Source organism: Rhodoferax sp. BLA1 (assembly GCF_013416775.1).
Taxonomy (GTDB): domain Bacteria; phylum Pseudomonadota; class Gammaproteobacteria; order Burkholderiales; family Burkholderiaceae_C; genus Rhodoferax.
In genome coordinates, this window is sequence record NZ_SZVI01000001.1 from 607,502 (window position 1) to 619,876 (window position 12,375).

Below are 12,375 nucleotides of genomic sequence, written 5' to 3' on the forward strand. Positions count from 1 at the left end.
ACAAATTTTTTGGATATGAAGTTGCACAGCAGAATTATGACCCGCCCCTCCCTGGCTCTGTATTCCCGCTTTGCCCAGCGTGTACATCGCCGCTTTGAACAGCAACTGCCACTGTTGGCGCCCGGTCTGCCCACACCCGGCCACCTCCAGGCCACCTTTGATGCCTTGAAAACCTCAGGCCAGGACACTGGCAGTGCGCTGCGCATCACCCGGGCGCTGGTGCTTGAGCGCCTGCTGAGCCTGGACTGCGATGCCCAGGCCAGCCTGTCGCAGGTCACCCAGGCCATGACCGATCTGGCGGAATTTGCCCTGAACCAGGCGCTGGCCGAGGTACTGGCCAACTTGGACCAGACCTACGGCCCACCGATGGCGACCAGCGGCCAGCGCGCCGAGTTGTGGATTGTGGGCATGGGCAAGCTGGGGGCACGTGAACTCAATGTCTCCAGCGACATCGACCTGATCTACATCTACGACGAAGACGGGGACACCGCTGGCGACGCGCTGGGACGCAACCGCATCACCAACCACGAGTATTTCGGCAAGGTGGTGCGTGCCGTCTACGGGCTGGTGGGGGATGTCACCGAATACGGCTTTGTGTTCCGGGTCGATCTGGCGCTGCGCCCCAACGGCAACTCGGGCCCGGCTGCGGTGTCGCTCGACGCCTTGGAGCAGTACCTGCATGTCCAGGGCCGTGAGTGGGAGCGTTTTGCCTGGCTCAAGAGCCGGGTGGTGGCGCCCCGAGCCAGCGTTGAGCGTGGTGCCATCCAGCCGCTGCGCCAGGTGGTGATGCCCTTTGTGTTCCGCCGGTATCTGGACTACAGCGTGTTTGACGCGCTGCGCCTGTTGCACCACCAGATTCGCAACCACGCCAGCAAACGCAGCGCGGGCCGGCCCGAACGCGCCAACGACGTGAAGCTCTCGCGTGGTGGCATCCGCGAGATCGAGTTCATCGTGCAACTGCTGCAGGTGGTGCGTGGTGGCCAGTATCCCGAGCTGCGCACCCGCCCGACCTTGAGCGCCTTGTCGCGCCTGGTCAAGGCCCAGCTGATGCAAAGCGACACCGCCCAGGCACTGGCGCAGGCCTATGTGTTCCTGCGCCAGGTGGAACACCGCATCCAGTACCTGGACGACCAGCAGACCCACATCCTGCCCACCCAGGATGCCGATCTGGCCTGGATTGCCAACACCATGGGCTTGGACTCGGCCCAGACCCTGCTCACACAACTCGACAGCCACCGGGAACTGGTGGCACAAGAGTTTGACAAGTTACTCGGTGGCGGCGCGCCCGAATGCAAGGGTTGCCACGCTGGCAAAACACCCGAGGTAACGGCCAGCATGACCGAGCTGCTGCCCCAGCTCGGCGATGATTTTCGCCAGCGCCTGACGGCCTGGGTTGAGCACCCGCGGGTGCTGGCCCTGCGCGAAGAAGCCCGCACCCGGCTGATGCGCCTGCTGTCGCGTACCGCGCAATGGGTGCGTGAAGGACGGGTGACCGAGGCCGCCGCAGTGGGCCTGGTGGACTGGATGGAGCCTTTGCTGCGCCGCGAAAGTTACCTGGCTTTGTTGCTGGAGCGGCCCAATGTGCACAAACGCCTCTTGCGCCTGCTGGGCGCGGCGCGCTGGCCGGCGCGTTATCTGTTGCTGCACCCCGGCGTGATTGATGAGCTGGCGGTCTCGACCATGCTCGAAGCGCGTTTTGACGCCACGGTGTTTGAGGCCGAGCTCGACCACCGCCGCTTGACACTGCAGACCGCTGGTGAAGACGACGAGGAAGCGCTGCTCAACCTGCTGCGCCGGGCGCACCATGCCGAGGTGTTTCGTACCCTGGCGCGCGACATCGAAGGCAAGCTCAGCGTCGAGCAGGTGGCTGATGACCTCAGTGCGCTGGCCGATGCGGTGTTGCGCACCACCACCCGCTGGTGCTGGAGCCGACTCAAGAAAACCCACCGCGAACAACCCCGGTTCGGCATCATTGCGTACGGCAAGCTCGGTGGCAAAGAGCTGGGCTATGGCAGCGACCTGGACCTGGTATTTGTGTTTGACGACGACGATGACCGTGCGCCCGAGGTCTACGCCAACCTGGTGCGCAAGCTGATCAACTGGCTCACCGTGAAAACCGGTGAAGGTGACCTGTACGAGATTGACACCGCGCTGCGCCCCAATGGCAACGCGGGTCTGCTGATCACCTCTTTCTCCTCCTACGCCAATTACCAGCAGCAGCGCGGCTCCAACACCGCCTGGACCTGGGAACACCAGGCCATCACCCGCGCCCGTTGTGTGCTCGGTGACGAGGCCCTGCACACCCGGTTCGAGGCAGTTCGCGCCAGTGTCATCAGTGCCGAGCGTGATGTGGCCGCCCTGCGCACCGAGATCAGCGCCATGCGTGCCCGGGTGGCCAGCGCCCACCCGATCCGCGGCGACAAATTTGATGTCAAGTTCAGCCCCGGCGGCATGATGGACGCCGAGTTTGTGATGCAGTTCCTGGTGTTGTCGCAGTCAGGCGCTCATCCAGAGCTGATGGTCAATGCTGGCAACATTGCCTTGCTGGAACGCGCCGAGGTGCTGGGCCTGTTGCCCGCTGGCATCGGCCACGCCGCTGCCAGCGCCTACCGCATCTTGCGTGTGCTGCAACACCGGGCACGGCTCAACGAAGAGTCGCCCCAAGTCGGCCCCGAGGAATTACAGACGGAACGCCAGGCGATCCTGGCCTTGTGGCAGACCGTCTTCGATTTATAAACCGTCCACCAGCGGCGCCAGCGGCCTTCGCCGACTGGCGCCTGCTCTGTTTCCCAACCTCTGTCGACACACCTTCATGTCAAACCACTTCCCCATCACGCTGTCTCTGCTGGCTTGCACCCTGTTGCTGGGTGCCTGCAGCGACGCGGCCAAAGACACCCATCCACAACAACTCGTCAGCCAACGTGTCGCCGTGTTCAAAAAAATGACCCAGACGCTGGAGCCTTTGGGCCTGGTCGCGCGTGGCCATAAGGACTACGTCAAACCGGTCTTTGTCGAGGGTGCCCAGGCGCTCAGAGACTTGTCCGGCCAACCCTGGGCTTTTTTCACGGCCGATGGCAACTACCCACCCACCCGTGCCAAACCTGAAGTCTGGAGCCAGCCGACCGAGTTCAAACAGGCACAGGACAAGTACCTGGCCAGTGTTGACCAACTGGTGGCGGTGGCTGGCAGCGCGGACCTGCCAAGCATTAGCGCGGCCGTCAATGAAGTGGAAAAAAGCTGCAAAAGCTGCCACCAACAGTTTCGCAACGAGCGCTGATACACCCATCAGCTATCCAATAAGTAGCTACCAGCCCTTTATAAATAAGGGATAGAAGCACTTTTTACGATGAACTTCTGATTTTCTTCACGAGCGCGGTGGTGGAGTAGCCGTGCACAAAAGGCAGCGCCAGCGCCCTCCCGCCATAAGCTTTCACCACCTGGGTCTCGGCCAGTGTCTCCATGTCGTAGTCACCGCCCTTGACCAGGATGTCGGGGCGCACCAGCCGAATCAGTTCCAGCGGGGTGTCTTCGTCAAACCAGGTTACCAGCGAGCTGCTGGCCAGCGCCGCGATAACACAGGCGCGGTCCACCTCGTTGTTAAGCGGGCGGTCCGGGCCTTTGCCGAGCCGTTTGGCCGAGGCGTCGGTGTTGAGCGCCACCACCAGGCTGCCGCCCAGCGCACACGCCTGCTCCAGGTACATCACATGGCCGCGGTGCAACACGTCGAACACCCCGTTGGTGAACACCAGCGGGCGTGGCAATCGCGCCAGACACGGCAACAGCTGGTCGGGTCGGCACAGTTTTTGGGTCAATGCCCCGCTCGCCAGGGCATCGTCAAAGGCAGGAACAGAATGGGTTTGTGGCATGTATTGGATGCTATCAGGCACAGACTCTGGTTTATGCTCCCGGCACCTGCGCCAATGTGGCCTGCTGGGCATAATCAAAGTCGCTATGAACCTGGTCCCTGTCACCACCGATTCGATCCTTGTCGGCCAACCTCTGCCCTGTGCGCTGCTCGACCAGAACGGCGTATTGCTGGCCAGCCCGGGCTACATGGTGGGTAGTCGCCAGGAGCTGGAAGTGATGGTTGGCCAGCGTAGCCAGATCTACATCGACGCAGACCAGACCGACAACCTGCGCCGGGGCTACGTCAACCGGCTCAACAACCTGGTGCTGGAGGACAGGTCGCTGGGGCAAATTGCCGAGGTCCAGGTGTCCCCTTATGACGCCAAGCGCAACAAGAGCATCGACATCGACAACGACGAGGCCGACTGGCTCTACCTGCAACACCAGGCGCACGCCTTGCTGCGCGACCACCAGGGCGACACCTTTCTGCCACGGCTGGAGCGCTTGCAAACCGATCTGGAGCGCGAAACCCAGCGCAACCCTGACGGGGCCTTGTTTGCGCTGATCCACCTCTCGGGCAGCGAAATTCGCCACTACAGCGCCACCCACGCGATGCTGGTCAGTGTGATGTGTTGCCTGGCCGCACGTGATGTGCTGCGTTGGCCCGCCGCCCAGGTGCGAGCACTGAGCAGTGCGGCGCTGACCATGAACATCAGCATGACCGAGTTGCAGGACCGGCTGGCCGCGCAAAAAGAACCGCCCAACCCGACGCAGTTGAAACACATCCAGACACACGCCCCCCGTTCGGTGGACCTGCTGCAACAAATGGGGGTGTCCGATGCACTGTGGCTGGAGGCGGTGCTCAACCACGGCACCAAATCCCCTGGACCGCTGGCGCCACGCAGCGACGGCCAGCGCCTGGCGCGCCTGATCCAGCGTGCCGACATGTTTGCGGCCCGCATGTCGCCGCGCGTGACGCGTGCACCTGAAGCCCCCGGCGTGGCCATGCAATCTTGTTATTTTGATGAAAACAAGCAGATCGACGAGGCCGGTGCCGCGCTGATCAAGGCCGTGGGCATTTATTCCCCTGGCACCTACGTCAAACTGACCTCGCAGGAGGTGGCGCTGGTCATCAAGCGCGGCCTCAACACCACCATGCCCAAGGTGGCGGTGCTGATCAACCGGCACGGCATGCCCACGGGTGAACCGATTGTGCGCGACACCAGCCAGGCCGAGTACCGCATCACCAGCAGTGTGCCCTTTCGCGATGTCAAGGTCACCCACACCCTGGAGCGGCTGATGTCCCTGACACGCCAGGTGATGGCAGAACGCCCCTGGTAAATGGCCGGCGGCTTGCCGCGTTGCGGACCAAATACTCCTGAAAACATAGCTATTGCCGCTTGACCAACAAGGGCCAAGGCCTCAAAAGGCTTGTAAAGACCGTACACTTCAGGCCCCTTGGCCCAGCGGCCATCCCCCAAAGAAAGAACCCACCGTGACCCTGCCACGCCACCAGGACCCGATTGCCGCCATTGCCACCGCCCCGGGCCGGGGTGCGGTGGGCATCGTGCGCGTCAGCGGGCGCGGTCTGCAGCCGCTGGTGTTGGCCCTGTGTGGCAAAGCCCTGCGCCCGCGCGAGGCGATGTACACCGGTTTTTTGGACGGCCAGGATGTGGCGATTGACCACGGGCTGGCGCTGTACTTTCCGGCCCCTCACTCTTTCACCGGCGAGGATGTGCTGGAGCTGCAGGCGCATGGTGGCCCGGTGGTGTTGCAGCTGCTGCTGGCACGCTGCCTGGAAGCCGCCGCAAAGCCGCAGCCCGACGGCCAGCCCACGCTGGCGCATCTGCGCCTGGCGCTGCCGGGTGAATTTTCCGAGCGCGCTTTCCTCAACGACAAGATCGACCTGGCCCAGGCTGAGGCGATTGCCGACCTGATCGACGCCAGCACCGAAGCTGCCGCGCGCAGCGCCAGCCGCTCGCTGGCCGGGGCTTTCTCACACGAGATCCACCAACTGCGTGACGCGCTGATCCACCTGCGCATGCTGGTGGAGGCCACGCTCGACTTCCCTGAAGAAGAAATTGACTTCCTGCGCCAATCGGACGCGCAGGGGCAGCTCACACAACTGCAACAGCGTTTGACCCAGGTGTTGGCCAAAACGCGCCAGGGCGCCCTGTTGCGCGAGGGCATCAAGGTGGTGATTGCCGGGCAACCCAACGCTGGCAAGTCCTCCCTGCTCAATGCCCTGGCCGGTGCCGAGCTGGCCATTGTCACCGCTGTGGCGGGCACCACACGCGACAAGGTGCAGCAAACCATCCAGATCGACGGCGTGCCCTTGCATGTGATCGACACCGCCGGGCTGCGCGAGAGTGACGACGAGGTCGAAAAAATCGGGATTGAGCGCGCCTGGCACGCCATTGGTGAGGCCGATGCGGTCTTGTTCCTGCACGACCTTACCCGCGTGGACGCTACGGAATACAGAGCTGTTGATGCAGACATCACAAGGGCTATGACCGAAAAACTGCCACACACTGTGACGGTGATCGATGTCTGGAACAAGCTCGACAGCGCACCCGACAAGGCGCCCGCGCACGGCATCGCGCTGTCGGCCAAAACCGGTGCCGGGCTCGATGCGCTGCGCCAGCAGTTGCTGGCCCTGGCCGACTGGCAACCCGGCGCCGAGGGTCTGTTCACCGCCCGGGCGCGCCATGTTCAGGCCTTGCAGCAGGTGCAAGACCATCTGGAACTGTGCGACCAACACCTGGCCCAGCAAGCCCAGGCGCTGGATGTGCTGGCCGAAGAACTGCGGCTGGCACAAAATGCCCTCAACAGCATCACCGGAGAATTCAGTGCCGATGATTTGTTGGGTGTCATTTTTTCGAGTTTTTGCATTGGAAAATAACCGGGCGTCAGGCTGCCAAACAGCGGACTGACCGAGAATGCCCATTCCTATCGGCTCGACTGCTCAAGAGGTTCACCATGTCCGTATTCAGTTGGTTGTTTGCCAAGTCAGCGCCAGAGCCCGCCGCAGATGCGCCCGCCGCTACCAAGAGCGCAGCACCCAGATCCGTGCCCGGACCGAACTCGGTCGATCCTCTGGCCGACCTCAAACACCAGCGCCACGAACGGCGTGAAAACCTGTACGACGTGGTGCGCAATGTCATGTTGCGCAGCGAGGTGCTGGCCTCGCACTACAAGTTCAAAGTGCTGTCACTCGACGCACGGGGCCGCCAGTTTCTCGTGATGATCGACTTGATGGGTGACCAGGTGCTGGCCCCAAGCCGCTGGAATGCGGTAGAGCAGCTGATGGCCATGACGGCTGCGCAGCGTTACGACCTGCAAGTCAAGGCGGTGTACTGGCGGCTGGTGCCCCACACGGCGGCTGAGGCGGCTCGACTCAGAGAGGAGCCGACACGGGAGCCCGCCCGGCCCACGGCGGCAGCTACCCCGGCCAAACCAGCACGTCCAGGCTTTGATCCAATCGACAACGACGAGGTGTTGGCCTTCAAAAAAGCCATCTCAGAGGCCTCACCTGGCACACCCGCAGACGTCAAACCCGGAGAAGTGTTGACCTCGGGACCGCGCAAACCAGCGCCACCACCCGGTTATGAAGACACCCAGCTGCTGGAGCCGGACGATGCGGCCTCACCCTTGAGCCGCACCCAATTCGGCGGGCTGTAAACCCGCCCAGGGGGCTTACAAACCCTCGAAATCGACCAGGGTGAACAACGGCAAACCGTTGGCACGCAGCTTGGCCGATCCGCCCAGTTCAGGCAGATCCACAATGGCGGCGCCTTCCATGACCTCGGCACCGAGTTTTTCCAGCAGTTTTTTGCCGGCCATCATGGTGCCGCCGGTGGCAATCAGGTCGTCGATCAGCAGCACCCGGTGGCCAACCTTGACCGCATCCACGTGCAACTCCACGGTGGCGCTGCCGTATTCCAGTTCGTAGGTTTCTTCCACCGTGGTGAAGGGCAGCTTGCCTTTTTTGCGGATCGGCACGAACCCGACACCCAGCTCGTAGGCAATCACCGAACCAATGATGAAGCCGCGCGCGTCGAGCCCGGCCACCACATCAGGGCGCATGCTCGGGTCCATGTAGCGATGCACAAAGGCGTCGATCAGCACCCTGAACACCTTGGCGTCCTGCAGCAGCGGCGTGATGTCGCGAAACTGCACGCCGGGTGCCGGCCAGTCCATCACGGTGCGGATGTGCTCACGAAGGTATTGGTTGACGCTGGTGTTGTACATAAAAAAGGCAGAGTTGGAAGATCAGACGCTATTGTGCATGGCGCTGTGGCCACGCCGGTTTGGGGAACATCAACCTTTGAGCAATCTCAACTCGGTCTGGCTGATGGCGTCGGCCTTGCCGGAAATCACCAGGGTGTCACCCGCCACCAACACCAGTTCATCGGTGAGGGGCATGATCTGCCCGGACTGGCGACGCAGACTCACCAGCCGGGTGTCAAGCACATCCAGCGACAAGTCACCCACCTTCTGGCCGATGGCTTTGGCGTGCACAGGCAGCTGCAGAGTGCTCAGGCGCTCCAGCTGCGCTTCATCAGCATCCCCATCGTCGGCACCCCGGAAGAAACCACGCAGCAGGCTGTAGCGGGCGTCACGCTGCTCGCGCACGATGCGGATCACCCGGCGCATCGGCACACCCACCAGCGCCAGCGCGTGGCTGGCCAACATCAGTGAGCCTTCGATGGTTTCGGGCACCACCTCGGTGGCACCGGCTTTTTGCAACAGTTCCAGGTCGTGGTCGTCCTGGGTGCGGATCACCACCGGCACCTGCGGTGCATGCTCCTGAATGTGGGACAGCACCTTGAGGGCACTGGCGGTTTCCAGATAGGTCACCACCACCGCGCTGGCACGCGCCAGGCCGGCAGCCATCAAGGCTTGCAATCGCCCGGCGTCCCCAAACACCACCGAATCCCCCGCCGCTGCGGCTTGACGCACCCGGTCCGGGTCCAGGTCAAGCGCCATGTAGGCGATGTGCTCCTTGTCGAGCATACGCGCCAGATTCTGGCCACAGCGGCCGTAGCCGCAGATGATGACGTGTTTGTTGGCCTTGATGGCTTTGCGGGCGATGGTGGTCATCTGCACCGACTCCATCAACCATTCGTTGCTAACCAGGCGCATCACGATGGCGCTGCTGCGCATGATGATGAAGGGTGTGGCCAGCATCGATAACACCATGGCGGCCAGAATCGGGTTGAGCAGCTCCGGCGGCACCAGGTTGTTGTTTTGCGCCAGTGTCAGCAGCACAAAACCGAACTCACCGGCTTGCGCTAGGTACAGGCCGGTGCGCAACGACACCCCGGCGCTGGCACCAAAACCTTTGGTGATCAGAGTGATCATCGCGGCCTTGAATAACACCGGCAGGGTCACCAGAATCAGCACCAGTGGCCAGCGCTCCAGCACCAGGCGCCAGTCCAGCATCATGCCGATGCTGATGAAAAACAGGCCCAGCAGCACATCGTGGAAGGGGCGGATGTCGGTCTCCACCTGGTGCTTGTACTGCGTCTCCGAGATCAACATGCCCGCGATGAATGCCCCCAGGGCCAGGCTCAGACCCGCCAGCTCGGTCAGCCAGGCCAGGCCCAGCGTGACCAGCAGCAGGTTCAGCACAAATAACTCTTCACTCTTGCGCCGTGCCACCTGGGTCAACCACCAGCGCATCACACGCGGCCCGCCCACCAGCAACAGGGTGATCAGAACCCCGGCCTTGAACAGCGCCCAGGTCATGGTCTCCGCCATCTGTTCGGGCGAGGCGCTTAACGCCGGAATCAGCACCAGCAGGGGTACCACCGCCAAGTCCTGGAACAGCAGCACCCCCATGATCCGCTTGCCATGTTCGCTCTCCATTTCGATGCGTTCGGACATCAGCTTGACCACAATCGCGGTGCTGCTCATGGCCATCGCACTCGACAGGGCCAGGGCTGTTTTCCAGTCCATCCCCCACTGGCTGGGCGCCAGCGTCGCCAACACCATGCTGGCCGCAGTGGTGACCAGGATGGTCAGTGTCACCTGGAACATGCCCAGACCAAACACATGCTGGCGCATGGTGCGCAATTTGGGCAGGTTGAACTCCAAGCCGATCACAAACATCAGGAACACCACGCCAAACTCACCCAGGTGGCGCACACCGTCGGCATTTTTGGCCAATGCCAGCGCATTCGGACCGATCACCACCCCCACAGCCAGATAACCCAGCATGGGCGGCAGTTTCAGGGAACGGCACACCACCACACCGAGCACGGCGGCCAACAGGTAAAGAAGGGTTAGATCAAGCGGATTCACCCCTGGATACTAACAAGCGATTTTGGGATGAACCCTGGCTGGCCGATAAAATGCGGCTATGAAAAACCTGCCCACCTCTGCGCCATCTTTTGACGCTGACCGCGTTCTGATGCTGGCCCGAGACACCCTGGATGTGGAGGCGGCAGCGATGCTGCGCCTCAAGCAACATCTGGGTGACAACTTTGTCAAAGCGGTCCAACTGGTGCTGGCCAGCCCCGGACGAGTGGTGGTCATGGGCATGGGTAAAAGTGGCCACATTGGGCGCAAGATTGTGGCCACACTGGCCTCCACCGGCACACCAGCCATGTTTGTGCACCCGGCCGAGGCCAGCCACGGTGACCTGGGCATGATCCAGCCGCTGGATGTGGTGCTGGCCATTTCCAACAGTGGTGAGTCCGACGAGCTCAACGTGATCCTGCCGATGATCAAGCGCCTGAGCATCCCCTTGCTGGCCATGACTGGCAACCCGACCTCGACGCTGGCACGCCATGCCACCGTTTTTTTGAACAGCGGTGTTGAAAAGGAAGCCTGCCCGCTGAACCTGGCCCCCACCGCCAGCACCACCGCCCAGTTGGCGCTGGGTGATGCACTGGCCGTGGCGCTGCTGGACGCGCGCGGCTTCAAAGCCGAGGACTTTGCCCGCTCCCACCCCGGTGGTGCACTGGGGCGCAAGTTACTGACCCATGTGCGTGATGTGATGCGCACCGGTGAGCAAATTCCACGGGTCGGGCTGGACGCCAGTTTCAGCGAGCTGATGCGCGAGATGAGCGCCAAGGGCTTGGGCGCCTCCACTGTGATTGACGAGGCCGGCCAGGTACGTGGCATCTTCACCGACGGCGACCTGCGCCGCCTAGTGGAAAAGGGCATCGATTTACGTCAGACCAGCGCTGGGCAGGTGATGCACCTCAACCCGCAGACGGTCAGTGTGGATGCACTGGCGGTGGAGGCCGCCGAGCTGATGGAGTTGCGTCGCATCACCAGTGTGCTGGTGCTTGACGCTGCGGGCCAACTGTGCGGCATGCTCAATTTCAACGACCTGATGCGGGCCAAGGTGATCTGATGGCACCTGTCCTGAACTTTTCGCCCGAACTGCTGCTCCAGGCCCAAGGCATCCGCGTGGTATTTCTGGATGTGGATGGTGTGCTGACCGACGGCGGCCTGTATTTTTCTGAAGGCGGTGAAACCCTCAAACGTTTCAACACGCTCGATGGCCATGGCCTCAAGCTGCTGCAGCGCGCAGGCATCACCCCGGCGGTGATCACCGGGCGCGACTCCAAACCCTTGCGCCTGCGACTGGCCGCACTGGGCATCGAACATGCGGTTTTTGGCACAGAGGACAAACGCCCTGCCGCCGAAGCCATCCTGCAGACCCTGGGGCTGGACTGGACACAAGCCGCCGCCATGGGTGACGACTGGCCAGACCTGCCAGTGTTGACGCGTTGTGCCCTGGCTTGTGCCCCTGCCAACGCCCAGGCTGAGGTGAGCGCACGGGCACATTACGTCACACGCCTGCGCGGCGGCGACGGGGCGGTGCGCGAGCTGTGTGACCTGTTGCTGGTCGCCAGTGGGCGGTATGCCCAGCTGCTGCAAGCCTATTTGCCATGAACAGGCTGCGCTGGGCCTGGGACCGTTTGGCCTTGTACCTGCCGGTGCTGCTGATGGGGCTGCTGGCGGGAGCCACCTACTGGCTGGTGCGCAGCACACCCAGCACCGGCGCCGTTGCCGAGGCCACAGCTCCCCAGCATCAGCCCGACTATTTCATGCGCAAGTTTTCTGTCAAGACCTTTGATGTCACAGGACAGCTCAAGAGCGAAGTCAAAGGGACCGAAGCGCGGCACTATCCCGATACCGACACCCTGGAGATCGACCAGGTGATCATCCGTTCTTTTGATCAGGAGGGGCGTTTGACCACAGCCACTGCCCGCAGTGCACTGAGCAATGAGGACGGCTCCGAAGTCACCCTGATCGGCAACGCCAAGGTGCTGCGAGCCGCCACCGTGAGCGCCACCGGCAAGGAGCAACCTGAGCTGACATTCAGCGGCGAGTATTTGCATGCGTTCATCAACACCGAGCAGGTCAGCTCGAACCAACCAGTTGTCCTGACACGGGGGCCGGACACCTTCACCGCCGACAACATGGCCTACGACAACCAAACGCGTGTGATTCAACTCGACGGCCGTGTCAAAGGTGTGCTGATTCCCAGCCCCAAACGCTAATTAAATA

General features: G+C 62.5%; 11 protein-coding genes. 8 read left to right on the top strand and 3 right to left on the bottom strand.

The window, feature by feature from the left end:
• The first annotated feature begins 36 nt into the window (after positions 1-36).
• Together glnE and FDG13_RS02940 are read left to right on the top strand one after the other, a co-directional pair.
• On the top strand, positions 37-2,736 hold the full coding sequence (glnE, locus tag FDG13_RS02935; RefSeq protein WP_255435039.1) for a bifunctional [glutamate--ammonia ligase]-adenylyl-L-tyrosine phosphorylase/[glutamate--ammonia-ligase] adenylyltransferase: 2,700 nt from the start codon (positions 37-39) through the stop codon (positions 2,734-2,736).
• A gap of 76 nt (positions 2,737-2,812) precedes the next feature.
• Positions 2,813-3,277, top strand: coding sequence for a cytochrome c (locus tag FDG13_RS02940; RefSeq protein WP_180125286.1), 465 nt, complete (start codon positions 2,813-2,815; stop codon positions 3,275-3,277).
• Positions 3,278-3,341: 64 nt separating this feature from the next.
• Here FDG13_RS02940 and FDG13_RS02945 read toward each other — a convergent pair whose 3' ends face one another.
• Positions 3,342-3,866 (bottom strand): adenylyltransferase/cytidyltransferase family protein, encoded by a 525-nt coding sequence (locus FDG13_RS02945; RefSeq protein WP_180125287.1) that lies wholly within the window; start codon positions 3,864-3,866, stop codon positions 3,342-3,344.
• A gap of 85 nt (positions 3,867-3,951) precedes the next feature.
• On the opposite strand from FDG13_RS02945, the gene FDG13_RS02950 reads away from it, so the two are divergent.
• From FDG13_RS02950 to FDG13_RS02960, 3 genes are all read left to right on the top strand, one after another.
• Entirely contained in the window at positions 3,952-5,187 is a 1,236-nt protein-coding gene (locus FDG13_RS02950; RefSeq protein WP_180125288.1) for an HD-GYP domain-containing protein, read from the top strand.
• A gap of 154 nt (positions 5,188-5,341) precedes the next feature.
• Complete coding sequence (gene mnmE, locus FDG13_RS02955) at positions 5,342-6,748, top strand: tRNA uridine-5-carboxymethylaminomethyl(34) synthesis GTPase MnmE (protein ID WP_370528144.1); 1,407 nt, start codon at positions 5,342-5,344, stop codon at positions 6,746-6,748.
• A 77-nt stretch (positions 6,749-6,825) separates the two neighbouring features.
• On the top strand, positions 6,826-7,527 hold the full coding sequence (locus tag FDG13_RS02960; RefSeq protein WP_180125289.1) for a hypothetical protein: 702 nt from the start codon (positions 6,826-6,828) through the stop codon (positions 7,525-7,527).
• Positions 7,528-7,542: 15 nt separating this feature from the next.
• Here the strand turns inward: FDG13_RS02960 and FDG13_RS02965 are convergent, their stop codons facing one another.
• Positions 7,543-8,097 carry an adenine phosphoribosyltransferase gene (locus tag FDG13_RS02965; protein ID WP_180125290.1) on the bottom strand — a complete coding sequence of 185 codons (555 nt, stop codon included), beginning with the start codon at positions 8,095-8,097 and terminating at the stop codon, positions 7,543-7,545.
• A gap of 69 nt (positions 8,098-8,166) precedes the next feature.
• Complete coding sequence (locus tag FDG13_RS02970) at positions 8,167-10,152, bottom strand: monovalent cation:proton antiporter family protein (protein WP_180125291.1); 1,986 nt, start codon at positions 10,150-10,152, stop codon at positions 8,167-8,169.
• A 58-nt stretch (positions 10,153-10,210) separates the two neighbouring features.
• Here FDG13_RS02970 and FDG13_RS02975 point away from each other — a divergent pair, with 58 nt between their 5' ends.
• From FDG13_RS02975 to lptC, 3 genes are read left to right on the top strand one after another with little or no spacing between them, the layout of a single operon-like run.
• Positions 10,211-11,212, top strand: coding sequence for an SIS domain-containing protein (locus FDG13_RS02975; RefSeq protein ID WP_180125292.1), 1,002 nt, complete (start codon positions 10,211-10,213; stop codon positions 11,210-11,212).
• Positions 11,212-11,757: an HAD family hydrolase gene (locus FDG13_RS02980; RefSeq protein WP_180125293.1), complete on the top strand. Its 546-nt coding sequence runs from the start codon at positions 11,212-11,214 to the stop codon at positions 11,755-11,757. The genes FDG13_RS02975 and FDG13_RS02980 overlap by 1 nt, the downstream gene beginning before the upstream one ends.
• Positions 11,754-12,368, top strand: a complete 615-nt coding sequence (lptC, locus tag FDG13_RS02985; protein ID WP_180125294.1) for an LPS export ABC transporter periplasmic protein LptC — start codon at positions 11,754-11,756, stop codon at positions 12,366-12,368. Before FDG13_RS02980 ends, lptC begins: the two co-directional genes overlap by 4 nt.
• Positions 12,369-12,375 lie beyond the last annotated feature (7 nt).

What these genes read in the sequence shown, in the direction of transcription:
- FDG13_RS02975 (WP_180125292.1), top strand. Translation starts at nt 10,211, where the DNA reads ATGAAAAACCTGCCCACCTCTGCGCCATCTTTTGACGCTGACCGCGTT.
- FDG13_RS02960 (WP_180125289.1), top strand. Translation starts at nt 6,826, where the DNA reads ATGTCCGTATTCAGTTGGTTGTTTGCCAAGTCAGCGCCAGAGCCCGCC.
- FDG13_RS02980 (WP_180125293.1), top strand. Translation starts at nt 11,212, where the DNA reads ATGGCACCTGTCCTGAACTTTTCGCCCGAACTGCTGCTCCAGGCCCAA.
- FDG13_RS02950 (WP_180125288.1), top strand. Translation starts at nt 3,952, where the DNA reads ATGAACCTGGTCCCTGTCACCACCGATTCGATCCTTGTCGGCCAACCT.
- FDG13_RS02965 (WP_180125290.1), bottom strand. Translation starts at nt 8,097, where the DNA reads ATGTACAACACCAGCGTCAACCAATACCTTCGTGAGCACATCCGCACC.
- lptC (WP_180125294.1), top strand. Translation starts at nt 11,754, where the DNA reads ATGAACAGGCTGCGCTGGGCCTGGGACCGTTTGGCCTTGTACCTGCCG.
- glnE (WP_255435039.1), top strand. Translation starts at nt 37, where the DNA reads ATGACCCGCCCCTCCCTGGCTCTGTATTCCCGCTTTGCCCAGCGTGTA.
- FDG13_RS02945 (WP_180125287.1), bottom strand. Translation starts at nt 3,866, where the DNA reads ATGCCACAAACCCATTCTGTTCCTGCCTTTGACGATGCCCTGGCGAGC.
- FDG13_RS02940 (WP_180125286.1), top strand. Translation starts at nt 2,813, where the DNA reads ATGTCAAACCACTTCCCCATCACGCTGTCTCTGCTGGCTTGCACCCTG.